Origin of the sequence: Streptomyces sp. NPDC017095, from assembly GCF_044332325.1 — a bacterium.
Classification (GTDB): Bacteria; Actinomycetota; Actinomycetes; order Streptomycetales; family Streptomycetaceae; genus Streptomyces.
In genome coordinates, this window is record NZ_JBIROU010000014.1 from 122,204 (window position 1) to 147,693 (window position 25,490).

Below are 25,490 nucleotides of genomic sequence, written 5' to 3' on the forward strand. Positions count from 1 at the left end.
TTCGTCATGGCCGTTTACAAATTAGTATGCGGACGCACCGGTGGGAAGAGACGACGTGTGTTTTCCCAGCAAGGTGTCTTCGACAGCCACCGCATACGCCGCGGAGCCGCGGAAGAGGGAGAGCCCGATGTCAGCAGCCGAGGGTCCGCTCGTCGTCGGGGTGGACACGTCCACCCAGTCCACGAAGGCAATCGTGGTCGACGTGTCGACCGGGCGGGTCGTGGCCAGTGGCCAGGCGTCGCACACCGTGACCACCGGGGCGGGCCGCGAGAGTGATCCGCGCCAGTGGTGGGACGCGCTGTGCGCGGCGCTGGACCAGTGCGGCGAACCGGCGCACGAGGCGGCGGCCGTGTCGATCGGCGGCCAGCAGCACGGCCTGGTCACCCTGGACGAGCACGGTGAGCCGGTGCGTCCGGCACTGCTGTGGAACGATGTCCGCTCCGCACCGCAGGCCCGGCGCCTCGTGGAGGAACTGGGCGGACCGAAGGCCTGGGCACAGCGCACCGGCAGCGTGCCCGGCGCGTCCTTCACGGCCGCCAAGTGGGCGTGGCTCGCCGAGCAGGAGCCGGAGGCGGTCCGCGCGACCAGGGCGGTACGGCTTCCCCACGACTACCTCACCGAGCGTCTGACCGGGCTGGGCACGACGGACCGCGGCGACGCCTCGGGCACCGGCTGGTGGGCGTCCGGCACCGAGGCGTACGACGAGGAGACCCTCGCGCACATCGGCCTGGACCCGGCGCTGCTGCCCCGGGTCGCGCGCCCCGGCGAGGTGGTCGGCACCGTCCGCGACAGCCACGGCCTGCCGTTCGCCAAGGGCACGCTGGTGGCCCCCGGCACCGGCGACAACGCGGCGGCGGCACTCGGTCTGGGGCTGCGGCCCGGCACACCGGTGCTGAGTCTCGGCACCTCCGGCACCGTCTACACCGTCTCCGAGCACCGCCCCACCGATCCGACCGGCACGGTGGCGGGCTTCGCGGACGCGCGCGGCGACTGGCTGCCCCTGGCCTGCACCCTGAACTGCACGCTCGCGGTGGACCGCGTCGCGGCCCTGCTGGGCCTGGACCGGGAGGCGGTGGAATCCGGCGGCTCGGTGACCCTGCTGCCGTACCTGGACGGCGAGCGCACCCCGAACCTGCCGCACGCCTCCGGAGTGCTGCACGGGCTGCGCCACGACACCACCGCCGGCCAGCTGCTGCAGGCCGCCTACGACGGCGCGGTGCACGCGCTCCTCGGGGCCCTCGACCTGGTCCTCGACGCGGACGCCGACCGCGGCACCCCGCTGCTCCTGATCGGCGGCGGGGCCCGGGGCACGGCCTGGCAGCAGACCGTGCGCCGGCTCTCCGGGCGGCCCGTCCGGATCCCGCAGGCCAAGGAGCTGGTCGCACTCGGCGCGGCGGCGCAGGCGGCCGGCGTGCTGACCGGGGAGGATCCCGCGGCCGTGGCCCGCCGCTGGAACACGGCCGCGGGCCCGGTGCTGGAGGCCGTGGAGCGGGACCGCTCGACGCTGGACCGGATCACCGGGGTACTCTCCGACGCGGCCCCGCTGCTGGAGCGGGAGGCCGAGACCCACTGACCAGGCCGCCCACACCCGGACGGCGGACACCGAGGATTGACGCAGGCATGACCGCACCGCTGCACGAGGGGCGCCCGCCGGGCACGGGGCGTGCCCTGCCGGACACCCAGCAGGGCATGCGCCGGCGCAACCTCGCCCGGGTGATGCACGCCGTCAGCGCGGCGGGTTCGCTGTCGCGCGCGGCCGTGGCCACCCGGATCGGTCTGACGCGTGCGGCGGTCTCGACCCTGGTGGACGAGCTGATCCGCTGGGGTCTGCTGGAGGAACTGGGCCCCGAGCGGCCGGGCCGCGTCGGCCGGCCCGGATCGGCGCTCGCGGTGAGCGGCAGGGGCCCGGCCGGGATCGGCGCGGAGATCGGCGTCGATCACCTCGCCGTGTGCGCGGTCGACCTGCGCGGCGAGGTCCGCGCGCGAGCGGTCCGGCGCTGCGCCAACCGGGGCCGGGCGCCGGGACCGGTGACCGAGGACCTGACCGCGCTGATCCGCCAGGTGGTCGCGGAGGCCGAGCGGGCGGAACTGTGGCCCGCCGGGCTCGCGGTCGCCGTGCCCGGCCTGGTGGGCAGGGACGGACGGACGGTCGTACGGGCCCCGAACCTCGACTGGCAGGACACCGACCTCGGCGCCCTGCTGCCCGGCGGCTGGCCACTCTCCGTGGACAACGAGGCCAACTTCGGCGCACTGGCCGAGCTGTGGCTCGGCGCCGGGCCTCCCGGTGACTTCCTGCATGTGTCGGCCGAGATTGGCATCGGTGCCGCGGTCGTGGTGGACGGCCGGCTGCTGCGCGGGAACCGGGGGTTCGCGGGCGAGCTGGGCCATGTGCCGGTACGGCCCGACGGCCCCGCGTGCGGGTGCGGCGGCCGGGGCTGTCTGGAGCAGTACGCGGGTGAGGAAGCGGTGCGGCGGGCGGCCGGACTGGAGCCACGCGAGGATCTGGTGGGCCTGCTCGCGGAGCGCGCCGAGGCGGGCGACGAGGCTGTGCGGGCCGCGCTCCGGGACGCCGGTACGGCGCTGGGCATCGCCCTGACCGGCGCGGTGAACCTGCTCGACCCGGAGACGGTGGTCCTGGGCGGTGCCCTGGCCGGCCTCTCGCCCTGGCTGCTGCCGGCGCTGGAGACCGAGCTGACGGGCCGTTCGGCGGGGCCGGCGTGCCCGGTGACGGTGTCCCCGCTGGGTCCGCAGGGCCCGCTGCTGGGCGCCGCGCACTCGATCGTGCGCGCGGTGCTGGACGATCCGGCGGTCGTGGCGGAGCGTTCCTGACCCTGCCGTACGAGGTTGGGACCCGGCGTCGTACGAGGCCGGGACCGGTGTGTACGTCAGAGACAACGTAGGCAGCAAAGACAGCCGGGGCACCGGCCCGAGCCCCGCCTCGCTCGCCGTCCCGTATCACCCGTTCGAGTGGCCGAGTTATCCACAGGCCATGCGTCGCCCACAGAACCGTGGCGGACCCTTCTGCCCAACCACCGGGCGCCGTACCGTGATTCACGCGAGGCGCAGCCGACGGACCGTCGTGTCCGTGCGGTCGCCCGCACACACCGGAACAGGCTCAGGCGACGGATGGCAGCGGACTGACAAGCAGCAGGGGGACACATGCACGGGAAGACGGCCGGGACGCTGCGGCGTGACGCCATCGGTCTGCGCGACGTGCTGTTCCAGAGTGTCACGGCGATGGCGCCGGCCGCCGCGGTGGCCGCGTCGATCCCGGCCGGCGCCGCCTTCGCGGGCGGCAGCCTGCCGCTGTCCGTGCTCATCGCCCTCGTGGCCTGTCTGCTCACCGCCTCGTGTGTGGCCGAGCTGGCCCGGGAGCTGCCCGCGGCGGGCTCGGTGGCGACGTACGCGGCGCGCGGCCTGCACCCGGCCGTCGGCTTCCTCGTCGGCTGGGCCTACGTCTTCATGGAGATGCTGGGGCCACCGCTGCTGCTCCTGCAACTGGGCTTCACGGCGGCGGGCACGCTGCACGCGGAGTGGCCCGGGTATCCGGCGGACCTGTGGTGGCCGTGGGCGATGGCGGGAGCCGTGGTGATCGCGTGCGCCGGCTATCTGGGGGTGCGCGCTTCGGCCCGCTTCGGCACCGTCCTCGGCGTCTTCGAGATCCTCGTCTTCCTGGTGTTCGCGGTCCTGCTCATCGGCGCGGCCGGCGAAGCCAACACCTTCTCGGTGTTCGGCACTTCGCACACCGCCGACGGGTACGCGGGCACCACCGGGGTGTTCGCCGGGTCCGTGTACACGGTGCTGGCGTTCGCCGGTTTCGAGGCCGCCGCGCCGCTCGCCGAGGAGACGCGCGATCCGCGGCGGACCATGCACCGCGCGGTCCTCGGCGCGGCTCTGGGCATCGGCCTGTTCTATGTGCTCACCACGTATGCGATGACCGTCTACTTCGGTCCCGACCGCTTCTCGGGCTTCGGCGCCTCGGGAGAGGCGTCCTGGGAAGGTGTCGCCCGCTCCTCGTTCGGTCTCTTCTGGGTGCTGGTGTTCTTCGCGGTGGTCAACTCGGCGATCGCGAACGCCAACGCCTGCGCGAACGTCTCCACGCGCACCGCCTTCGCCCTGGCCCGCATCCGTGTCCTGCCCGGTGTGCTCGCCACGCTGCATCCGCGGCGCCGCTCCCCCGTCGCCGGCATCGCCGTGCAGACCGCCGTGGCGGTCGCGGCGGTGCTGGGCCTGGGATTCGCCTACGACCCGGTGACCGCGTATCTGCTGCTCGCGACGGTGATCGTGACGGTCGTAGTCGGCGTCTACATCGTCGTGAACCTCTCCTGTGCCGGTTATTTCCTGCGCTCGGGCCGGGCGTCCCTCAAGCCGGTACGCCACCTGCTGTTCCCGGTGCTGGGCAGCGTCGCGTTCATACCGGCCCTGCTGACGGCCGCCGGCCTGCCGGTGTTCGACTTCGTGACGGAGCTGACGGCTCCGGTGTCCTACGCCGGTCCGGCCGTCGGCGCGTGGCTGGCGGTGGGCGTGGTGGTGCTGCTCGTGCTGATACGACGGCACCCCGAGCGCATAGCCGAGACCGCCCGGGTCCACCTCGACGCGCCCGAGGCGGGCACCGACCGGCAGGACGGGACGAAGCTCGGCTGACCGGCGGCAGGCCGGGCCGGTCAGCTCCGTTGGTCCGCCGGCCCGTTGGCCCGCTGGCGGGCCGGGACCGTGGGCCGCCGGCCCGCCGCCATCCGGGAAGAGCGTCCCCGGCCGCCGACCCCAACCCCGACGTGACGATCGCCCCCCGGAAGGGAGTCACATCACGATGACCGACCTCAGGATGCTCACCGTTCGACCGGAACCGGACCAGTACGCCTGGACGTTCGGCGGGGCGGCGCCCCTCGCGCGGATCAGCCCCGGTACGGTCCTCGACCTGTACACGGAGGACTGTTTCGCCGGGCGGGTCCGCTCGGAGAAGGATCTCGTCTCCGAGGTGTGCGAGTTCCCCTACCTCAATCCGCAGACCGGCCCGTTCCACATCGAGGGCGCCGAGCCCGGGGACACCGTGGCCGTGCACTTCGTGTCGATCGAACCGGCCCGCGACTGGGCGGCGTCCACGACGGTCCCGCTCTTCGGCGCGCTCACTTCTACCCACACCACGGCCACGCTGCAACCGCCGCTGCCGGAGCGGGTCTGGATCTGGCAATTGGACCGGGCCCGGCGGACCGCGCTGTTCCAGGCGCGGGACAGCGACTTCCGGGTGGAGCTGCCCCTGGACCCGATGCACGGCACGGTAGGGGTGGCGCCCGCCAACCTGGAGGTCCGCTCGGCCCTGGTGCCCGACGCCCACGGCGGGAACATGGACACCCCCGAGATGCGCGCCGGCGTCACCTGCTACCTGGGCGTCAATGTCGAGGGCGCCCTGCTCAGTCTGGGCGACGGACACGCCCGGCAGGGAGAAGGCGAGACCTGCGGTGTGGCCGTGGAGTGCGCGATGAACACGGTGGTGATCGTGGAACTCCTCAAGGGCGTCGCGACACCGTGGCCCCGGCTGGAGTCGGACACGCACCTCATCTCGACCGGTTCGGCCCGCCCGCTGGAGGACGCGTTCCGCATATCGCAGCTCGACCTGGTGCGGTGGCTGGTGAGCGACTACGGGTTCAGCGAACCGGACGCGTACCAGTTCGCGACCCAGACGGTCGAATCACCGCTGGCCAACGTGTGCGACACGAACTACACGTGCGTGGCCAAACTCCGCAAGGAGTGGCTGCCCACGCGCGAGACGTACCGCGGTGTGCACGCGCGGCTGCGGGAGACCGCGCGGTCCCTGCGCGGCTGACGCCTGAGCCGTACGCCGCACTTCCGGCAGCGCCTCCTGCTGACGGTCTCCGCCTCCCGACGACCCACTCCGAACGTCCTCCGCCGCCCCGCTTCCTCCCGAAGGCGTCCCGAGGGCATCTCCGACAGCGCTCCCCTCCGAAAGGCTTCCCGCCATGGACATGGACCGAGTCGAACCGCGGCTCAGCCGGCGACGGCTGCTGAAGGGCGCGGCACTCGCCGCCGCCGTCCCCTACGCGCTGCTCCCCGACGCGCATGCCGGCGCGCAGACCGCGACCGTCGACTACCCGCCCGCCGAGTGGCAGCCGGCGAGCACCGCCAACTACACGGTGTCCGGCCGCCCCGCCGACTACGCCATCGACCGTGTGATCATCCACGTCACACAGGAGACGTACGCCGACGCGCTGGCCATCTTCGCCAACCCGCAGAAGAAGGTCTCCGCGCACTACCTGGTCCGCTCGGCGGACGGACACGTCGCCCAGTGCGTACGCGAGGCCGACATCGCCTGGCACGCGGGCAACTGGGGTTACAACACGCGCAGCATCGGCATCGAGCACGAGGGCTGGGTGGACCAGCCCGCCTACTTCACCGACGTCCTCTACACGCAGTCGGCGAGGCTGACGGCGGCGGTCTGCGCCAAGTACGGCATCCCCCGGGACAGGGAACACATCATCGGCCACGCTCAGGTGCCCGGCACCGACCACACCGACCCGGGACCGTACTGGGACTGGGTGCGTTACATCAGAATGGTCAACTTCTTCTGACGGGCAGGCTACGCCGCAGCGCATCCCACCACCGCCGTCGCACCGTCCGGGAGGCCGCTTTGACCGATCCGTGGGTGGCTCTGGAGCCGGGGGCCGATCCCGCCGAGCGTGTCCGGGTGCTGCGCCGGGCGCACGAGACGTTCACCGCGGCGGGCACGGTGCCGCGCCCGGTGCGGCCGGTGGTGGCGGAGTCGTGGCGGCGCAGCGCGCGGGCCGGGGTGGGTCCGGACGGCACCGCGCGCGTGGAGCTGGCCGACGGCGACCTCGGTGCCTATCGCGCGGAACATCCGCTGGCCCGGGTGATGCCGCTGTTCCGGGAGCTGATGGGCACGTTCGCGGCCGATGGCGAACATCTGCTGGCGGTGTGCGACGCGCAGGGCAGGCTGCTGTGGGTGGAGGGACACGCGGCGACCCGGCGCCGGGCGGACGGGATGAACTTCGTGCCCGGAGCCCGCTGGTCGGAAGGCGCGGTCGGTACCAACGCACCGGGCACCGCGGTCGCCGTGGACCGGCCCGTGCAGGTGTTCGCCGCCGAGCACTTCGTACGGCGGGTGCAGCCGTGGACGTGCGCCGCCGCGCCCGTGCACGACCCGCGTACCGGACGGATCCTGGGGGCCGTGGACATCACGGGCGGGAACGGGCTCGCCCATCCGCACAGTCTCGGCTTCGTCCGGGCGGTGGCGCGTGCCGCCGAGGCACAGCTCGCCCTGCTGGCCCCGGTCCGCGCCGAGGAGGTGCCGATGCTGAGCGCGCTCGGCCGGGACGAGGCCGGACTGACGCTGTGCGGGCGAAGGATCAGGCTCAGCCGCCGGCACAGCGAGATCCTGGTGCTGCTGTCCCGGCACCCCGAGGGTCTGAGCGGCGACGAACTGCTGTGCGCGCTGTACGCGGACGAGTCGGTCACGCCGGTGACCCTGCGCGCGGAACTCACGCGGTTGGTGGCGGTGTGGCGGGCGCTGGCCGCGGTGCGTCCCACGGCGCCGGTGCGCGCCCGGCTCGCCGCGCTGGACGCGGAACTGGCGGTGCCGCCCGGCCGGGTGCCAGCGCGGATCCGCGGCGCAACGTAGTCGCAACGTCCGCTTGCCTAGCCTCGCTTCAAGAGCTGTCCGACGGCGGGCAGCGGCGCACCGGGAGGCAGACCAGGATGACTCGGGGCCATCCCCGCGGGTGCGGGGAGCAGTGCGTGCGTCGCTTGTCCGCCGCGCCGCACCTGGGGCCATCCCCGCGGGTGCGGGGAGCAGCTGATGGCGGAGACCACGTCGGATACGGCCTGGGGGCCATCCCCGCGGGTGCGGGGAGCAGCGGCGTTCCGGGCCGCCGGCTACAGGCCGGATGGGGCCATCCCCGCGGGTGCGGGGAGCAGCGGGCCCGGCCCGTAGCCTCCATCCACGGGCGGGGGCCATCCCCGCGGGTGCGGGGAGCAGACGTTGTCCGCCGTCGTCATGCCTGCGCCCCTGGGGCCATCCCCGCGGGTGCGGGGAGCAGTCTCGTCGGGCCAGCTCGTCAGCGTCTCGCCGGGGGCCATCCCCGCGGGTGCGGGGAGCAGCGCTGCAGTATCGCGTCGACCCCGCCGACCTTGGGGCCATCCCCGCGGGTGCGGGGAGCAGTCGGGCGTGATTTGCAGAACGCCGGTCCCGCCGGGGCCATCCCCGCGGGTGCGGGGAGCAGGCGACACCCAGGCCCGTGATGGCAGGCTTCACGGGGCCATCCCCGCGGGTGCGGGGAGCAGGTGTCGATCAGCTTCATGCTGCTGCCGCTGCCGGGGCCATCCCCGCGGGCGCGGGGAGCAGCTTCGTCCCGGTTTCCCGGGGCGCCTTCCGTGGGGGCCATCCCCGCGGGTGCGGGGAGCAGCACATCAGGGGGTCTGTCCAGGTCGGCCGGGCGGGGCCATCCCCGCGGGTGCGGGGAGCAGAGCCGGGCTTCCGCTCTGTGGACGGGAGGAGATGGGCCATCCCCGCGGGTGCGGGGAGCAGGTGTGGGTGCCCGGCCGTCCGGCGCGGCGGCCGGGGCCATCCCCGCGGGTGCGGGGAGCAGTACCAGGCGGTCACTACTGGAATCAGCCACAAGGGGCCATCCCCGCGGGTGCGGGGAGCAGCCCAGCGTGACGGCCGCGGTGACCGCGACCGTGGGGCCATCCCCGCGGGTGCGGGGAGCAGCTCACTCAGGGGTCTGTCCAGGTCGGCCGGGCGGGGCCATCCCCGCGGGTGCGGGGAGCAGTGCAGCGCGGTGATCGCCCGCCACACCGCCTCGGGGCCATCCCCGCGGGTGCGGGGAGCAGACTGAATGACCTGCGGTTTTACTGGTGCTGGGGACGATTGCCGAGCACTTTCTCCGATTCCGGCAAATAGGGCATGGGTTTCCCGGTGTGCATCAGCCCCTCCCGAAGCGTCGGCGTTTGGCGGCCCTGCTCCAGCCGGGTGGTGGTCCCGTCCGGGGAGCCGGACCGGCGGCGGGTGCGTTCGGGTCAGAACGGCGGATCAGGGTGATGCCCTCGTGGTCGGCCGGATGCCAGGCGTGATCGTGGGTGCGGAAGGTGAAGCCCTGCTCGTTGTTGGTGGTGTGGGCCAGCAGGGCGCGGCCTTGCCCCGCGTACTGCTGGACTTCTGCCCAGAGGGCGTCGCGAATCCGGGCTGAGGGGTTGCCCACGAACACGCCGGCGGAGATCTCCAGCAACCAGCGCGTGAGGAAGCCGCGCAGGCCGGCGGGGCAGTTGGTGAGGACGATGACGGTCACCAGAGTTCGTCCCCGTAGTCGGGTCCGTCGTAGTTGACGCCTGAGGCGACGTGGTGGTTGTGGTCGCTCTGGAGGGTGACGACGTCCCGGTCGTCGCCGGGGTCCAAGGCTGTGGTCGTTTCGGGCAGCAGGAGGTGTTTGATGTCGTCGACGCACCGGTTCAGCAAGGATGTTTCAGTGATGCGGTCCCGCAGTGCGCGGCGGGTGCGGGAGCCGACGTCCTCCTCGCCTTGTGCGGCCACGTCGAAGGCGAGCGGGATGCCGATTTCCGTCTTGTAGAGGTCGGCGATGTCCAGGACGAAGGACAGTTCATGCCCGGAGTGGATGAATCCGAGGGCCGGGCTGCATCCCAGGGAGGTGACGACGGCATGGGCGATGCCGTACATGCACTGGGCGGCGGCGGTGATGGCCTGGTTGACGGCGTCGCCGCTGGTGAAGTCGCCGGGGGTGTAGCGGCGGCCTCGCCAGGGGATGCCGGTGCGGGTGGCCTGGGCCCGGTAGCAGTCCTTGAGTCGTCGTCCCTCGCGGCCGAGCAGTTCGTGCCGGGTGAGGCCGGCCGGGTCCTCGTCGGGGAAACGCAACTGGTACATCTTGCGTGCCACGGCGAGGCGGCTGCGCGGGTTGGCCCACTGCCGGGCCTGGGCCTCCATGAGGGCGGAGGAGCGGCTGAGGGCGCGGCCGGAGGCGTAGTAGCGCACGCTGTGTTCGCCGACCCAGCAGACTGCTGCTCCGGTCTCGCCCAGCACGCTCATGGCCTGGTGGGTGACGCGTGTTCCGGGGCCGAGGAGGAGGGTGCCGATGGTCGCCGAGGGGATGTGGGTGGTGCCTTCGGCGTCCTGGGCGGTGATGGCGTTGGCGTCGCGGTGGACCGTGCAGCGTTCCAGGTAGAGGAAGGAGAGTCGTTCGCCGGTGCGGGTGAGCTGGCGGGGAGTGAGTGCCGGGCGCCGGGAGGGTGTGCTCATGGCGTTTTCGGGGTGAGCTGGGTGAGGGGGGCAAGGGTGAGGAGGCCGCAGCCGTAGGCGCGGGCCCGGCCGACGCCCTGGGTGAGGGTGCGGCGCAGGGCGTCGGGGTCGGTGATCTCCATCCGTCCTTCGAAGGTGACGGTGACGACGGTGACCGGCTTGTCCCGCCGGCCGCCGGCGCTGCGGGACTTGTCGAAGGCGAGGGACCGTGTGTCCCGTATGGCCAGCTCGTACCGGTCACCGGGGTGGGGGCGCTTCTGGTGGGTGGTGCCCTCGGGCAGGTGCCGGCGGTCGGCCGGTTTCTCGCAGATGCGGAAGCCGAGGCGTTCTTGGCGTTTCTCGTCGAGCAGCCAGCCCATCTGGTGGATGGGTGTGAGATGGGCGGTGATCTTGCGGGGTTCGCCTTCTTTGCGGCGGATGGTGTGTACGGGGTTCGCGGTCAGTCGGAAGGCCCAGCGGTCACCGGCGGTCAGCCGGTCAAGGAGCGGTGCGTAGGGCCGGGTCTGCCAGCCGGGGTCGTCGGGGTCGGCGACGGCGGGCCATCCGGCCTGCTCGACCAGGTGGGTCAGGTCGGGACGGTCGGGGCTGACGATGTACAGCAGTACCTCGGCGCGGGCTTGCTGGTCCAGGCGCCACAGCACGCGCGGTGCACCGGGCTGCGGGGTGTCGGTGGGCAGGATGTGCGGGAAGGACGACATGACGGCCGCGTGCATGGCCTGGGGTGAGGCAAGGAGGCGGCGGGCGCCGGGCCGCGCGGTGTTGACGCGGAAGCGGGTGATGAACATCAGGCGCTGTCCTCCTCCAGGACATCGAGGGCGGCGAACGGATCGTGCGCCTCCTGCGGGCCGCCGCTTGCCGGAATCGGCGTGGGCACGGAGGTGGGGACGACGGTGCGCAGCGTGTGCCGCCGGTGTGCGGCGTTGAAGCTGACCGGCTGGTCGCGCAGGACGTCTGCCGCTGTGACGGGCTCGCCGGGGGCTGTCTCGCGCAGCACGGTCAGGGTGCGCGGGGCCGGGTGGCGCCGGCGGTACCAGGCGGATGCCTGCCAGGGCACACGGGTCAGTACGTCCTCCAGGCGGGTGTCCTCGTACAGTCCGAGGCCGACCGGTTCGGTGGGCGGGCAGGATCGCCGTCCGAGGTAGGGCGGGTACGCCGGGGTTCGCAGGGCGTTGTACAGGCTGGTGAGCAGGGCGTGGTCGCCTTCGAGTGCGGCGACGAAGACTGCGTCGGCGAGGTAGAACCGTTCGGACAGCGGCATGGACGCGCCGGTGACGCCGTGGTGGGCGGTGTGGAAGTCCCGGACGCGGGTGCCGGGCTGGTCGACGCGGACGCCGAAGCGGAGCGCCGCCAGGGGGGCGAGGCGTGCGTCGTCGCCGCGTTCGATGCCGGCGGCCGCGGCGAGGAGGCCGACGACGCCGCTCTTGGTCGGGGCCGATTCGGTGGTGCGGCGGGTGAAGCGGGAGGAGACGCCCCAGGACTGCAGGGGGCCTGCCAGGCGGAGGACGAGGACGCCCGTGCGGCTCATGCGGGCTTCTCCAGGCGCTCGGCGACGGCCCGGCCGACGGCGGCGGCGAGTTCGCGCTGGGTGCCGGCCTCGGTGCCGAGTTCGGCCAGCTTGAGCGTGGAGGGGCCGACGCGCAGGACCCAGGTGAGGGTGGTGTCGGGGTCGCCGTAGACGCGCTCGACCTCGGCGGCGTAGGCAGCGAGCCGGTCGGCTGCCTCGCGCAGGTGGCCGCCGCCGTCGCTGCGGACCGGGTCCTCGAAGGCGGCGACGTAGCTGATCGGCCGGGTGGTGCGGAGCCTGACGACGACGGCGTCGGGCTGGGTGTGGTGCCCGAAGGTGTTGATCTTCCCGGTGGGCAGGGAGGAGACGAAGGCGTGCACGAACGCCTCGACGGCGCGGCGTACCGGCTCGCTGCGCGGTTCGTCGTCGCGCAGGCCCTGGCCGAGGTTGGCGGCGAGCTGATGCACTCCGAGGGCGGCGTAGCGGTAGAGGGTCGCGGAGTTGAAGTCGACGGTGCCGATCATTCCGGCGCCGGTCTCCTCGTCCTTGTTCTCGTCATCGACGGCGGTGTAGTAGTCGGACTCGTTGTCCACCCGGTGGACACTGAGGGCGTGCGCGACCTGCACGGCGGCGTCGACGTTGATGTCGGCGACGTCGGCGACCATGCGGCCGAACAGGGCGATGTCCACCGAGTGAAGGGTGTCCGCGAGTTCCTTGGCGCGCGCCTTGTTCTCCTTGGTCTTCAAAAAGGCCGTGATGTCGGCGGCGCCCTCCAGAGCGTGGCGGGCCAGGCCGTCGAGCTGCCGGGAGCTGAGGAAGACCAGGTACTTGCTCTCAGGAGCGGGGGCGGGGCCTGCGTCCTTCTTCGCCTGATCGGCTTTCCGCTTGGGGACCTCCGTCTTGATGCCCGCGGCCTTGATGATCTCGTCGGCGAGCGTGAGCGCCGTCTCCTGTCCGGCGGACGGGTCGAGAGCGGTGATCCGGTCGGCCAGGAGCTCCACGACCTTCTTGGTCCGCACGCCCAGCTCGGCGGGGTCCAGGAGGTTCTCATCCTTGAAGTAGGTGCGGATGGCCCGCTTCCACGCCTGGCTGGAGACACGGGCACGGGGGACGCCGCCGTAGACAGCCGTCTTGGGCGCGCCCGTGTCGTCCCGGTTGAGGTTGCTGGGCGGGACGGTCTGCAGGGCGTGTACGTCCAGGAAGATGCGGTTCACGAGGCGTCCTTATTCACTGTCCGGGGTGGTGTTCTCGTCCGAGGCCGGCCGGGTCTGTCGCTGCTCGTGGAAGGAGCGGCCCCACGCGCGGCGGACGGTGGCGGGCCCGTCGGGCCACTGCCAGACATAGAGCTGCCCGGCCAGGAGGGCGTAGTCGAGCGGGATGTCGTCGCGGCGCAGCAGGGCGACGATGTCGCGCAGCCGCTGGGCGAGCGTGACGAGGTCGGGGGCGGTGCCCGCGCGGACCAGACGCTTGCGGACGGGCTCGTCGGTGCCGTCGGCCGGCATCAGGCGCCTAACCGCCGCGCCCAGGCCGCCGGGCCGCTCCCGGGTGTGCCGGCGGTGCATGGGCGTGCCGCGGGACTGCTGGTGGAACGCCCACAGGGTGCAGGCGGCGTGCAGCGCGTTCTCGGCGCGCACCAGTTCCAGCTCACTCAGCGGCCGGGTGTTGTCGGCCTGGGTGTGCAGCGGATCGGTGTCGATCAGGCTCCACAGGTCGGGCGTCTGGCCCGCCTCACGGCCCGCGCCGCGCCGCAGGCGGGCCAGGGCGGCCACGGCCTGGGACCTGTCCTGGAGGTACCCCTGCTGCCAGGGGCCGATGTGCGTGGCGGCGAGGTCTGCGACCCGCCGGTGCACCGGGGTCACGACGGGCGCAGCCGCTGCGGATACGTGCGTTGCGGGCGTCATACGGGCACCTCCGGGTCGGTCGCAGCGTGATCGGTTTCCGGCAGACGGGCGGGCCCCGGCCGGGGCGGACCATCGTCGTCCGGGACGGCAGTGCTTTCGCCGGGTGCCGCGGAGCTGGGAGAGCCGGGGTCCCCGAGCGCTCTGGCCAGTCGCCCCCGGAACCACACGTCGGCCAGGCCCGCGTTCAGCCAGTGGGTGCCGCCCTTGTCACCGGTGTGGAGTCGTCCCTGCCAGGCCGCCTCACCCGCGCCGGCGATGAGACGGTCCCCGAGACGGCCCACCGTCTGCCGTACCAGGCGCTGCCAGGTCTCGCGGTGCTCGAACGGGTCCCCAACTTCCGCGAGTTCGGACAGCCAGCCGCGGTAGGGATGGTCCAGCGCGTCGAACCCCTCGGCACGGGCCGCGGCCTTCGGCCCGTCCTGCTCGGCCCCCACCGCTCGGGCCAGGTCGGCCGCGAGGTCCCCCAGGGCCCGCACCGCCCGGTCGGCGTCCTCGGCCGCGGCGATGGCCTGCCGGGCGTAGGTGGGGTCCTGCCCGTGGAGCAGGACGACCGGCATGACCAAGCGGTCGTCGACGACCTCGTCGATCACGGACTGCTGAGTCCCGTACCTGACCCCCGCCACCCGGGCACGGACAAGGAAACGGCGAGGGAGGTGGCCTTCGGTCACCAGACGGGCGACCCAGTCCAGGATCCGCGGCCGCAGACGCGACGGCCCCCCGGCACCGCCGGCATCCTCGAGCCGGTCGGCCAGGAGCGCGCTGATCCCCCGCCAGGCCGAGCGGGCCGGATCATGCTCCAGGGGCAGGTACACGGGTGACTGCCCCAGCTTCTTCTCCTGCACGGGGCTGCGCCGCCACGCGGTCATCGGCTCACGACGGTGCATGTTCCGCCAGGCGAGCGGGTCGCCATAGCCCAGGACGACACCGTGGACACCGTCCGCGTCATGATGCAGCCGCACCCGGCGCGACTGCCAGGTGTACAGGTCGCGAAGCCCGCTCGCACCGCGTCCGTCGGAGGTCGGCCCGCACGGCTCCCGACGCCAGGCCGGCCGGTCACCGGGAGAAAATTCGAGTGCTTCGGTGTCCGCCGCCACCAGGTTGAGCAGCAGCGTCTCGCGCAGCGTCGCGCCCTCCACGAAGACCCCGCCAAGCCCGCCCGCCCAGCCGGTACCGAGCGGATACACCTTGCCGCCCTTGACCCGGTCGTCGCCCACCATGCCGGTCTTGATGCCGGAGGTGTCATAGGCGTGTACGTGAACAACCCAGCGCGCGGCCTCGGCGAAGGACAGCCGCTCCACATCCGGCATCCGCGCGGTGAAGAACGGCTCCCCGGCGGGCACGTCGGCCACGATCCGGTTCAAGGAGAACACCTCGTCCTTCCCGGTACGCAGCCCGGCGCTCTGCAGGAACGGCATGAGTGGGTGCAACAGGTCGAACCGCTCGCGGTGCTCCTCCAAGTACGCCTGGACGGGAGCGAAGCAGTCGGGGTCCTCCCACAGCTCCGCCCACTCCTCAACGCTGCCCGGACCGTCCAGAGCGTCGTGCGCGACGGCCAACAGGAGGCGGACGAGTGCGAATTCCTGCGTGGCCAGGTCGCCCACCACGCGCCGCAGATCCTCGGCCTGGGCGAAGACCTGACACAGCGATAACTCGCGTGGAGAACCGTCGCTGTGCAGCACCGGGATCCACGGCCGATGGGTCAGGTCGAAGGACAGCGCCTCACCCGCACCCGCACCGGCACCGGCACCGGCACCGGGTAATTCAGTCGTCTGCATCCTGGGTCACCTTCAGACCGTCGTCAGGGCTGTACTGGAGCGAGAATCCTGCCAGCCGGGTCTGACAGTCCTCGTCGAGAGCGAGAATCAGCTGGTCGGAGAGCCAAGGGCTGTCCTTGCCCTGCCACTTGGGCACGTACAGCTGCTCCAGCTCCTGGATGGCCCGGTCCATGGTCTCGCCGGAAAACTGCATGGGGAGCCGCAGCGCGCAGCTCGCGGCCGTACGGGCCGCGAACCGCGTCGGCGTGGCGTCCTGCGGCAGCGTGAGGCCGGCTCGTTGCCGCTTCTTGCTGTCCGGCTTGAGCCACGGCAGGGTGACGAGACTTCCGTCGCCGCGGCGCTGGACGACGACGACCTCCAGGCTGTCGCGGCTGTCACGGACCTGAGCGCGCCCGGTGGAGGTGTCGTCCGTGTCCCCCACGCCGGCGGCGACCCAGCCGAACAGCGGACGTCCCGGTTTGCCGACGTCCCCGAGACGGAACACGGTGGCACGCGCGGCCTGGTCGTCGCGGTGCCGCTCGAACTGTTCGCGTGCCCTCTTCATCGCGTCCTGCCAGCGGTCCGGCCCCACCGGTTCCTGACCGTAGGCGCTCTGCACAAGAGGGCTGATGTCCGCCGGGAGCCGCACCGGCCGCCCGGACCCGCCGTCGAGATACGGAAGGAGCACCGCGGCCGATCGCAGCAGGGTGTACTGCCCGTACACGGCGACCGACCCCCGCGCCGGAGCAGGCACGTCCCCCGCCCAGTCGGCTCCCGTCACCAGGCAGCGCGCCGTCCGCAGCCGTTCGGACCGCTCTCCTTGCTCCGGTCCGCGCTGGTGGCGGTGCAGGCGCCCCATGCGCTGCAGCAGCAGGTCGACGGGGCACAGGTCGCTGACCAGCAGGTCGAAATCGACGTCCAAGGACTGCTCGGCGACCTGGCTGGCCACCACGATGTGCCGGCCCGTGGGCCTGTCATCCGTCTTCTCCGGAGGCCCGAACAGGCGCAGCAGCGTGCTGTCCTTGTCGGCCCGGTCGAGGTCGACGAAGCACGAATGGGCCACGGTCACGTTCCCGGCCCCGAACCTGTCACGCAGCGCACCAGCTGTCTCCAGCACCCGCCTGACCGTGTTCCGGATCACCAGGGCGCAGCCGCCGTCAGCCAGCTCCCTCTCCAGCCGGTCACCAAGGACATGCAAGTCGTCGTCGAGGCGCTCCAAGCAGACCGCCGTCGACCGGGCCGACGCCTGCGGGCGGCGGCACAGTGCAGTACCGCCCGGAGCGACGGCAGTCAGCAGTGGATACGCGTCCGGTACGACCGTCTCCGGCTCGGCATCGGCCCGGCCGGAGTAGGCCGCGACGAGTTCGCGTCTGCGCGAGGCCGGCAGGGTCGCGGACAGCACCACCACCGGGACCCGGTAGGCACCCAGCCAGGACAGCACCCGGTCCAGGTACACGCTCATGTACGTGTCATAGGCGTGCGCCTCGTCGATGACGACGACCTTCCCCGCCACGGCGAGGTGCCGCAGCGCCAGGTGCCTGCTCTTCAACCCGGCGAACAGCAACTGGTCGATGGTGCCCGCGACGAACGAGGCCAGCATGGCCTTCTTGTGGCCACGCAACCAGGCATGTGCCACGAGTTCAGCAGCCGCACGGTGCTGTGCGTCCCGCCGCTGCCGGGGCGCGGGCACAGCGTCGTCCACGCCGACGGCCACGACCCGCCCTGCACGGGCCATCAGGCCGGCGAAGTTCTCGTTGAGAGCGGCCTTGGAATGCGCCAGATACACCGAACGGGGCGAGCCGGCCACCCCCGGCAACCGCTCCAGCCAGTTCAGCAGGCGAGACCACATGGCGTTGCCTGTGGCCATGGTCGGCAGGGCGAAGAACACCCCTCCCGCTCCCGAGCGCGCCGCGAAGATCTCCGCCACGGCGAGCGCCGCCTCCGTCTTCCCCTCCCCCATCGGCGCCTCGACGATCATCAGTCCGGGCGCCTGCATCTCCCGGGCGAGTTCCACGGCCGCTTCCTGGACCGGGCGTATCCGCGCCCCCGCCGGCAGGTCGAACCGGGAGGCGAACAGCTCCTGCGCACTCTGCTCGGTTTCCACGGCCTGCCAGGGTTCCGGCAGGTCCAGTCCCTGCCAGGCCGCGGCGAGACGCTCCTGGTCATCACGGGACGCGCCATCGGGGAAGTACGGGAAGAGGTCCGGGTTGCTGGCGATCCAGTCGGAAACGATGACCAGCGCGGTGAGCAGCACCTGCACCGACTGCGGCAGCTTCACCGTCCGCCATGCCGCCAGCCGTTGCGCCACACCGAAACGCTCGGCGCAGGCGTCCAGCAGCTCGGTCTGCACCTGCCGCCACACGCGGCCGCTCGCACCTGGAGAGCGCAGCAGCTCTTCATGCCCGTACAAAGCTGTGATCTGCGCGGGTTCGGGCGGCACCCCGTGATGTCCGCCCACAGCAACCGTGAACTGCCCGGTCCGGGCCGGCGTCCATCCGTACCGTTCCTCCAGCCACTCCCCCAGCAGTACCTGCCCGGCCAGACCGTGCGGCGCGATCCGACGGTCCGGCCCCAACGCCTTCGCCGAGCGCATCTCCAGCCCGTGCCCACGCATCGCGTCGGCGAGCTGCTCCACCTGGCAGGCGAACGCCGGGGTGGCCTTGCCGATGTCGTGCACACCGGCAAGCCACACGGCGAGGGCACGGGCGTCCGCATCACCCTGCGGCAACGCCTCGGCCACCAGCCCGCGCACCCCTGCCGGCAGCCACCGGTCCCACAACAGGCCCACCACCGCAGCGCTGTCCTCCATATGCCGCCACAACGGCACCCAACCATCGGTGTCCCGGTCATGCTTCGCCCACACCGATCGCGCCGGCCCGCCCAGCCGGCGCAACAGGCCGGAACGGGCACTCCCCTCATCGCTCATGAGCGATTGATACAGGCAGAGCCCACCACCGCACACCGGAACGAGCAAACAGGAGTATTTACAGGCAGACAACCGCCCCCATCACGTACGATGATCGACTCACTACTGATCCAGCGAGAAGCACCTACAAGACTGAATGTATCCAATGTCCTATTGGTCAGAATTCGCGATAGTTGCTGGAAACGTGTTCCTGCAGCCATAAACTCGCAGGTCAGAAAGTCTGCTCCCCGCACCCGCGGGGATGGTCCCACGCGGAGGCCCTGCGCGCCTGGTCTGAAATGCTGCTCCCCGCACCCGCGGGGATGGTCCCTTCTTCTGTTCCTCGGTCAGATTGCCTGTCGACTGCTCCCCGCACCCGCGGGGATGGTCCCGACGAGACGAATCTCCGCCGTGTCGCTGGCCTCTGCTCCCCGTACCCGCGGGGATGGTCCCCACGGCGCGATCCCGCCCGCCATGGCCGCGATCTGCTCCCCGCACCCGCGGGGATGGTCCCCCGGACTCGTCCAGGGGCACGCGTAAGGGGATCTGCTCCCCGCACCCGCGGGGATGGTCCCCGAAGATCCGTGCGGTCTGGTCCCCGGCCAGGCTGCTCCCCGCACCCGCGGGGATGGTCCCACGGCCGAACTGGCTCGCCCGGCGTGGGAGCTCTGCTCCCCGCACCCGCGGGGATGGTCCCTTGTCCGCCCCCGGACCGGTCGGCTCGGCGCCCTGCTCCCCGCACCCGCGGGGATGGTCCCTGGTCGCCCGCGTCCCCACCGATCTCGCGCCGCTGCTCCCCGCACCCGCGGGGATGGTCTCGTCAGCCGCGTCCGAACCGAGCTCTCCGTCAACTGCTCCCCGCACCCGCGGGGATGGTCCCGTCGAGAGCCGCGGCGGTGATGGCGTGGTCGTCTGCTCCCCGCACCCGCGGGGATGGTCCCAGCGCCGGCGCGCGCGCCAGCGACACGGCGGCCTGCTCCCCGCACCCGCGGGTATGGTCCCGGCTGGGATCTCGTCTTGGTCGACGGAAAGGGCTGCTCCCCGCACCCGCGGGGATGGTCCCTGGTCCCGCACCGTCTGGCTGGCGTAGCTGAGCTGCTCCCCGCAGCCGCGGGGATGGTCCCCCCTGGCTCCGCCACGGCATCGGCGTCCCCCTCTGCTCCCCGTACCCGCGGGGATGGTCCCACACCGGGCTGGTATGGAAGTTCGATTCCAGTCTGCTCCCCGCACCCGCGGGGATGGTCCCGGCGGTGCCCGCGAACAGCGCCTCGACGCGGTCTGCTCCCGCACCCGCGGGGATGGTCCCGAATCCCGGTGTGTGGGTCATGTCGCAGCCGGCTGCTCCCCGCACCCGCGGGAATGGTCCCAGACGGAACCGGTACGTGGACCGTCCGATCTTCTGCTCCCCGCACCCGCGGGGATGGTCCCGATCCGATCCGGGTCCTCAGGGCCTTACTCGTCTGCTCCCCGCACCCGCGGGGATGGTCCCATCCGCCGAGCGATGGGGCTCAAGGGCTACGCCTGCTCCCCGCCCTCGCGGGGAACGACGAGGTCGGTCTGCCGCGGTTCGGCTGCGACGGCGTTGCGCTGGACGAGGAAGTGCGCCTTCTGAAAGAGCCGCTCCAGTAGCTTCTCCAGTTGAAGCCCACGCTGGTGCGGACTCGGAGGACGTGGCCAGGACAGTCAGCCAGGCCGGCTGGTGGCTCGACCATCGCTATGCTGCCCACCTTCCCGAACTCCTCGAATCGACCACTGACCGAGGAACGGAGAACCCCTTCGCATGACGGCTTGCCTACGCCGAGCCGACGGAGCGGTCCAGCATCGTCACTGATCGGGTGACGGAAGTAGGTTGCGCGAGGTGACCTGGGAAACCGCCGGGCGTCGGCCTGTCTGTGAGAGGAGTACCACAGGTAGATCGCCGGTCGGGGTTCGGAGCGGCCGCTCAGACCTCGCCGAGGAGTCATCTCCCGCACAGACGCTGCCTCTGCTGACCGAGTCCGGGAGGAGAGTCAGCGGTGACCCGACATGATCGGATCCGTGCGCTCGACGGCCATGTATGTCTCGGCCGTCCTTGCCTCCAGCACCCCGCCTCTGGCTTCGGGCCCTTCCACCACGAGGGGAGCACCGCGCAGGAGCCCGGCCGGCACCTCCTGGGTCCTGTACGCGTCAGCCATCTCCCGCCTGATCGTCACTAGTCGCTCGTCCTCGCGCTCGTAGAAGGCGCGCCGCGCTTCGCGGCTCATCTCCTCACGCTCCTCGTCCGCCCCGCGCTGCACGAGCAACGGGGCCGCAGGGAAGAGGGGCTCCTCCGCTGGGATCTCCTGCTGCATCTGGTGCAGACGGGCGCAGGCCGCGTACAAGCCACGCGACAGGCCAAGGTGAAGGCCAATACCAGGGATACGCCCAACCACGAACTCCTGCACTGCCGAGTCCTGTTCCTGCCGAATCCGCTCGTAAGGCACCCCTTCGGCCAGCACACGCCCGCGTAGATCGCGGGTACCGGCATCTCGTTCGAGCGGCCTCATGGCGTTCTGCCGCCTGGATGGTCCGCCAGTTCCCGCCCCCGTCCCCGCAAGCGGGACGACCCGCAGGTCCTGGACTGCCCCGAACGCCAAGGCTCGGAAGACGAGAAGTTGGTCCCGCGCGACGCTGAGCAGAGCGTCCGGGGTCTCGTCCAGTGAAGGTTCTCCCCCGTCACTCGGGGGGTCTGGTAGGAAGTGGACGCCGCCGGCTGGGGACGGACCCACGAGAGCGGTGTGCACCATCATGACGAGGTGGTCGTCCTCCCAGCGGCCGGGCTCCGGCAGTACCGTTCCGCAGAGCACCTGCCGGTGTGGGACGGCAATTTCCGCCGTCGCCTGGTCCAGCTGCCACTGTCCGTCGCGCATGTCGCCGACTCCCAGTGACTTGCGCGCCTTGGCTTCGATCAGCCACGGCAACGCCTCGACCGCGTGATTGCCGTAGAGATCCGGGAGCCTCTTCGTCGGATCCACCAGTTCGGGTATGCCGCAAGCCTCCAGATGCATGGTGGCCGGCAACCCGGCCATACCGGCTGTCAGCCACTGGGCCATCGTCATGCCCAGGTGGTATCCGAAGGCGGCATGAGCGCTGCGTTACGTGCCGTGGCGGTAGACGGCGTTCACGAACAGGCGCCGCCCCGCCGCTCCGGAGGGCGCCTTGAAGTCCTTGAGTGTCAGGTACGCCTGCAGTGGGGCAACACGGGCGATGAGTTCGTTGACGGCGAATGCTGGCGTCTTCCGCAGCCAGGGTGCCAGGTCGCGGCCCACGCTGGTTGCCGCCGTCACGAGCTGCCGCCAAGTGGTGGTGGCCAGGAATTCGCCGTCTGCCGGGAGCGCGTCGGTCGCCGGCCATGGCTGCGCGGCCTTCGACGCCTGGCGGCGATCCCACTTCGCCAGGTCTCCGTCGGAGCGCACGCGGACAGGTATGTCGAGAGCATCGGCCAGCGTGAAGGTGAAGTCCGCAGCCTCAGGAGGAGGGGTAAGCGCCATGAGGGGAGCCTGCCAGAGTGCGCGACTCCACCTCCACCAGTGACCATGTCGTACCGCAAGACTCGCACGCCAACACCACAGATCACGCAGCAAGATCCGGACCAGGTGCGGACCAACTCGGCTCAGCAGCAGACGATTCCACCCTATTACCGCAGGTCAGAGGCGACGGTGAGCGTGTACCGCCAGCAGACCAAAAACCTCCTGGTGTCGTATTCGCCGAAGGAGCTCGGCTTCTTCTAGGCACAGGAAAAGGGCGCCTGGTTTCCGGGCCAAGCTGGGGCTGGCTCTCTGGTTCCCGCTACCGTCCCGGCCGCTGCGCCGAGGCCGGGCGGCCGGCTCGATCGCGTCACTGATCACCCGGCGCCCGGCCGAGCCGGGGAGGCGATGGCGAGGATACGGGCCCGTAGCAGCTTGGCGTGGACGCGGACCCTCGTCACCGGAGGTTTCCGCGTGCATCCGGGTCGTCACCGGTCGGCCGCCGTTCGCGTCAGGCCCCGGCGTCTCGGATGTGCATCCGGCGGCCAGTTGAACGGCGTCCGCCGCGAATGCGGTGCGCATGGCCGATTGGCGGATCCAGCGCGCGGACACCCGGGTCCGGTCGCACAGGAGGCCACTATGACGATCGGATACTTCTCCGCCCCTCGCGTAGTCGACCGGGGAGGTGGCACGTGAGTCCGCGAGACGCGCCGATGCGGCACCGGTCGGGGAGTGTCCCCGCCGTGCGGGTCCGTCTGCTCGGTGGATTGCGGCTCCGCCCCCGCCCCGACGCTGCCCGCCGCTGGCGCGGTGGCAGGGTTGGTCCTCGGGCTTGTCGCCCAGTACGAGCAGGTGGTGGTTCGCCTGTCGGGTGAGCGCGTGGTGCTCACCAGCAGGGGACGGGAACGGGAATTCCCGCGCGATGTCATCGCCGCGGTGTTCCGGGACGGCAAGCAACTCGTCCTGCTCGGCCACGATGGCGGCGAACTCACCCGTCAGGAGTGCGATCTGAACACCGGCCGCGTCGCGGACGCCTTCACCGAGCACGGCTATCCGTGGGCGGACGTCGATCCGCACCAGGGTGAGTTCCGCCGCTGGGTCCCGGGTGCGCCCGGCCTCCCGGAGGGCGCGAACGCCCTGCTCAAGGTCCGCCAAGAGTCGCTGGAGAAGAAGGAACCCTCCCACGAGGACGTTCGGGAACTCCGTGAGGAGCTGGCCCGTCTCGGCGTCGTGGTGCGGGACGAGAAGAGACGCCAGTACTGGAGGACTTTCCGGAAAGCAGGTCCGGCCGCGGAGTGAAGGGCGGTGGGGGCGAAGCCAGGTCCCTTCGCGCGCCGTTCTGTCGGCGTGTTGGCTGGACCGTACGGTTCAGCCGGGGAGCGCGAGGCGGAAAGTGGTGTGTCCGGGGCGGCTGCTGACGGTCGCGGTTCCGCCGTGGGCGGTGATGACGGCTTGGACGATGGCAAGGCCCAGCCCGGTGCTTCCCGTCCTGCGGGAGCGGGCGTGGTCGCCGCGGACGAAACGGCCGAAGACTTCGGGTTGGAGTGCGTCGGGTATGCCGGGGCCGTTGTCACGCACGTCCACCCGGACGCCGGTCCGCTCCGCGGTGAGGGAGACGGTCACGTCGGTGCCCGGCGGGGTGTGGGTGCGGGCGTTGGCGAGGAGGTTGCCGATGGCCTGCTGGAGGCGGTGGGCGTCACCGGTGACGGTGACCGGTTCCTCGGGGAGGTCGAGGAGCCAGTGGTGGCCGGGGCCGGCGGCGCGGGCGTCGTCCGTCGCGTTCAGGATCAGCAGGGTCAGGTCGACCGGTTCCTGTTCGAGGGGCCGTCCGGCGTCCAGCCGGGCGAGGAGCAGCAAGTCGTCGACGAGCCGGGTCATGCGCTGTGATTCGCTGCCGATGCGTTCCAGGGCGTGGCGGACCTCGGTGGGGACGCGCCCGTGGTGGCGTAGGGCGAGTTCGGCGTGGCCGCGGATGTTGGCGACCGGGGTGCGCAGTTCGTGACTGGCGTCGGCGGCGAAGTGCCGCAGGCGCTCCTCGCCGGCCTGCCGGCGGGTGAGGGCGTCTTCGATGTGGCCGAGCATGTGGTTGAGGGCGGTGCCGACCCGGCCGACCTCGGTGCGCGGGTCGGTGTCGGGAAGAGGGCCGGGCATGGCGATGTCGCCGCTGGCGAGGGGCAGCCCGGCGACCTCCGCCGCATGGGCGGTGACCTTCTGGAGGGGCCGCAGGGAGATCCGCACCCACACGGCCCCCGCGATGCCGGTCGCCAGCAGCGCGGCACCGAACAGCAGCGCTTCGACCGCTTCGAGGCGGTGGACCGTCTCTTCCACCGGGTGCAGGGGCAGGCCCGTGAGCAGGGTGTCCCGGTCGTCGCCCCGGACGGCCGTGACGCGGTACCTGCCCGGACCGGACAGGCGGATGCTGTGCCCGCTGCCGTCCACCGGGATTCCCGCCAGGGTGTGGCGGTCCTCGGTGGTGAGCCGGAGGGAGCGGTCGGCGGCCTCGTCGACGACGGCGGCCTGGGTGACGGTGCCGTCCAGCAGGCGTGCGCCGAAGGTCCCCTCGGCCTGGCCCCGGGTGTCGGGCCGGTTGTCGGTGTCGGGCCGGGCCTCGTGTTCCAGGCTGGCGGCGAACCGGCCGCCGGAGGCGGTGAGCTGTTCGTCCAGGCGCCCCATGAGGAAACCCCGCAGGGCGAGGGCGGTGGTGATGCCGACGGCGAGGCAGGCGAGGGCGAGCAGGGCGACCAGACCGACGGTGAGCTGACCGCGCAGCGTGCGCGGCGGCGGGCGCCTCACGCGACGTCCGGCTTGAGGACGTAACCGACGCCGCGCACGGTGTGGATCATCGGGGTACGGCCGGCGTCGATCTTCTTGCGCAGATAGCTGATGTAGAGCTCGACGATATGGGCGCGGCCGCCGAAGTCGTAGGCCCAGACACGGTCGAGGATCTGGTCCTTGGACAGGACCCGGCGCGGGTTGCGCATGAGGAACCTAAGGAGTTCGAACTCGGTGCGGGACAGCTCGACGACAGCCCCGCCGCGCCGGACCTCCCGGGCTTCCTCGTCCATGGCGAGGTCCCCGACGGTGAGCCGGTTCGTGCCCGGCCCCGTGGTCATGCCGGCCCGCCGGAGCAGCCCGCGCAGCCGGGCCAGGACTTCCTCCAGGCTGTAGGGCTTGGTGACGTAGTCGTCACCGCCCGCGGTGATCCCGGCGATGCGGTCTTCGACCGCGTCGCGGGCGGTCAGGAACAGGACACACACCTCGGGCATCTCGCGTCGGAGGGCCCGCAGGACCTGGAGCCCGTCCAGGTCGGGCAGCATCCAGTCCAGGACGACCGCGTCGGGCCGGAAAGCGCGGGCCGTCGCCAGCGCGGTGGCGCCGTCGCCCGCGGTGCGCACCTGCCAGCCCTCACCGGTGACGGCCCCGGCCAGCACATCGGTGACATCGGGTTCGTCGTCGACGACGAGGATGCGCACGGCATCTCCGTCCGGGCGGTGCAGAAGCGGTGGTGTACGCGGCTCTTCCATGGTTCCTTCAGCATCCCCCGGCGCGGGTCACGGCAGGGGCGGGGGTGTCTCTGAGTTTCCTCTGAATCGGGCTCTCGGAGCGATCGGCGGGGCTGTTTCAGAAGGTACACAGAGGTTGGGCTGTGAGGCTGGCCG

Annotated in this window: 20 protein-coding genes and 2 CRISPR repeat arrays; of the genes, 8 read left to right on the forward strand and 12 right to left on the reverse strand. The window is 71.8% G+C overall.

The window, feature by feature from the left end; translation table 11 throughout:
* Positions 1-127 precede the first annotated feature (127 nt).
* The 6 genes from xylB to ACH4OA_RS26205 all read left to right on the forward strand — a co-directional run bounded on the left by xylB (position 128) and on the right by ACH4OA_RS26205 (position 7,654).
* On the forward strand, positions 128-1,573 hold the full coding sequence (gene xylB, locus ACH4OA_RS26180) for a xylulokinase (RefSeq protein ID WP_397971301.1): 1,446 nt from the start codon (positions 128-130) through the stop codon (positions 1,571-1,573).
* Positions 1,574-1,620: 47 nt separating this feature from the next.
* Positions 1,621-2,829 (forward strand): ROK family protein, encoded by a 1,209-nt coding sequence (locus ACH4OA_RS26185; protein ID WP_397947079.1) that lies wholly within the window; start codon positions 1,621-1,623, stop codon positions 2,827-2,829.
* Between the two features lie 330 nt (positions 2,830-3,159).
* Positions 3,160-4,644, forward strand: coding sequence for an APC family permease (locus ACH4OA_RS26190; RefSeq protein ID WP_397947080.1), 1,485 nt, complete (start codon positions 3,160-3,162; stop codon positions 4,642-4,644).
* 166 nt (positions 4,645-4,810) lie between these two features.
* The gene (locus ACH4OA_RS26195) at positions 4,811-5,824 is read left to right on the forward strand and encodes an acetamidase/formamidase family protein (RefSeq protein ID WP_397971304.1); all 1,014 of its coding nucleotides are present in this window, start codon (positions 4,811-4,813) and stop codon (positions 5,822-5,824) included.
* A gap of 160 nt (positions 5,825-5,984) precedes the next feature.
* Positions 5,985-6,587 carry an N-acetylmuramoyl-L-alanine amidase gene (locus ACH4OA_RS26200; RefSeq protein ID WP_365882299.1) on the forward strand — a complete coding sequence of 201 codons (603 nt, stop codon included), beginning with the start codon at positions 5,985-5,987 and terminating at the stop codon, positions 6,585-6,587.
* 59 nt (positions 6,588-6,646) lie between these two features.
* Positions 6,647-7,654, forward strand: a complete 1,008-nt coding sequence (locus ACH4OA_RS26205) for a GAF domain-containing protein (protein WP_397971306.1) — start codon at positions 6,647-6,649, stop codon at positions 7,652-7,654.
* Positions 7,655-7,738: 84 nt separating this feature from the next.
* A CRISPR array of direct repeats spans positions 7,739-8,865; the repeat unit is 29 nt; unit sequence GGGGCCATCCCCGCGGGTGCGGGGAGCAG.
* Positions 8,866-8,957: 92 nt separating this feature from the next.
* Here ACH4OA_RS26205 and cas2e read toward each other — a convergent pair.
* From cas2e to ACH4OA_RS26255, 10 genes are all read right to left on the reverse strand, one after another.
* Positions 8,958-9,320, reverse strand: a complete 363-nt coding sequence (gene cas2e, locus ACH4OA_RS26210; RefSeq protein ID WP_397971309.1) for a type I-E CRISPR-associated endoribonuclease Cas2e — start codon at positions 9,318-9,320, stop codon at positions 8,958-8,960.
* A complete protein-coding gene (cas1e, locus tag ACH4OA_RS26215) occupies positions 9,317-10,282 on the reverse strand; it encodes a type I-E CRISPR-associated endonuclease Cas1e (protein WP_397971312.1) in 966 nt (321 codons plus the stop codon). Before cas1e ends, cas2e begins: the two co-directional genes overlap by 4 nt.
* A complete protein-coding gene (cas6e, locus tag ACH4OA_RS26220; protein WP_397971315.1) occupies positions 10,279-11,067 on the reverse strand; it encodes a type I-E CRISPR-associated protein Cas6/Cse3/CasE in 789 nt (262 codons plus the stop codon). Before cas6e ends, cas1e begins: the two co-directional genes overlap by 4 nt.
* Entirely contained in the window at positions 11,067-11,807 is a 741-nt protein-coding gene (gene cas5e, locus ACH4OA_RS26225; RefSeq protein WP_397971318.1) for a type I-E CRISPR-associated protein Cas5/CasD, read from the reverse strand. Before cas5e ends, cas6e begins: the two co-directional genes overlap by 1 nt.
* Positions 11,804-13,000: a type I-E CRISPR-associated protein Cas7/Cse4/CasC gene (cas7e, locus tag ACH4OA_RS26230; protein ID WP_397971321.1), complete on the reverse strand. Its 1,197-nt coding sequence runs from the start codon at positions 12,998-13,000 to the stop codon at positions 11,804-11,806. The genes cas5e and cas7e overlap by 4 nt, the downstream gene beginning before the upstream one ends.
* A gap of 9 nt (positions 13,001-13,009) precedes the next feature.
* Complete coding sequence (gene casB, locus ACH4OA_RS26235) at positions 13,010-13,687, reverse strand: type I-E CRISPR-associated protein Cse2/CasB (RefSeq protein WP_397971324.1); 678 nt, start codon at positions 13,685-13,687, stop codon at positions 13,010-13,012.
* Positions 13,684-15,462, reverse strand: coding sequence for a type I-E CRISPR-associated protein Cse1/CasA (gene casA, locus ACH4OA_RS26240; protein ID WP_397971327.1), 1,779 nt, complete (start codon positions 15,460-15,462; stop codon positions 13,684-13,686). The genes casB and casA overlap by 4 nt, the downstream gene beginning before the upstream one ends.
* Positions 15,449-18,367 (reverse strand): CRISPR-associated helicase Cas3', encoded by a 2,919-nt coding sequence (gene cas3 / locus ACH4OA_RS26245; RefSeq protein ID WP_397971330.1) that lies wholly within the window; start codon positions 18,365-18,367, stop codon positions 15,449-15,451. Before cas3 ends, casA begins: the two co-directional genes overlap by 14 nt.
* Before the next feature lie 220 nt (positions 18,368-18,587).
* Positions 18,588-19,896: direct repeats of the CRISPR family, unit length 29 nt; unit sequence CTGCTCCCCGCACCCGCGGGGATGGTCCC.
* Between the two features lie 459 nt (positions 19,897-20,355).
* Positions 20,356-21,423, reverse strand: a complete 1,068-nt coding sequence (locus ACH4OA_RS26250) for a hypothetical protein (protein ID WP_397971332.1) — start codon at positions 21,421-21,423, stop codon at positions 20,356-20,358.
* Positions 21,424-21,459: 36 nt separating this feature from the next.
* Positions 21,460-21,855, reverse strand: a complete 396-nt coding sequence (locus ACH4OA_RS26255; protein WP_397971334.1) for a hypothetical protein — start codon at positions 21,853-21,855, stop codon at positions 21,460-21,462.
* Between the two features lie 39 nt (positions 21,856-21,894).
* Between ACH4OA_RS26255 and ACH4OA_RS26260 the strand changes: the two genes are divergently transcribed.
* Entirely contained in the window at positions 21,895-22,095 is a 201-nt protein-coding gene (locus ACH4OA_RS26260; RefSeq protein ID WP_397971336.1) for a hypothetical protein, read from the forward strand.
* A gap of 546 nt (positions 22,096-22,641) precedes the next feature.
* A complete protein-coding gene (locus ACH4OA_RS26265; protein ID WP_397971339.1) occupies positions 22,642-23,130 on the forward strand; it encodes a hypothetical protein in 489 nt (162 codons plus the stop codon).
* A 69-nt stretch (positions 23,131-23,199) separates the two neighbouring features.
* Here the strand turns inward: ACH4OA_RS26265 and ACH4OA_RS26270 are convergent, their stop codons facing one another.
* Positions 23,200-24,624 carry an ATP-binding protein gene (locus ACH4OA_RS26270; RefSeq protein ID WP_397971342.1) on the reverse strand — a complete coding sequence of 475 codons (1,425 nt, stop codon included), beginning with the start codon at positions 24,622-24,624 and terminating at the stop codon, positions 23,200-23,202.
* Positions 24,621-25,355, reverse strand: coding sequence for a response regulator transcription factor (locus tag ACH4OA_RS26275; RefSeq protein ID WP_397971345.1), 735 nt, complete (start codon positions 25,353-25,355; stop codon positions 24,621-24,623). Before ACH4OA_RS26275 ends, ACH4OA_RS26270 begins: the two co-directional genes overlap by 4 nt.
* Positions 25,356-25,490 lie beyond the last annotated feature (135 nt).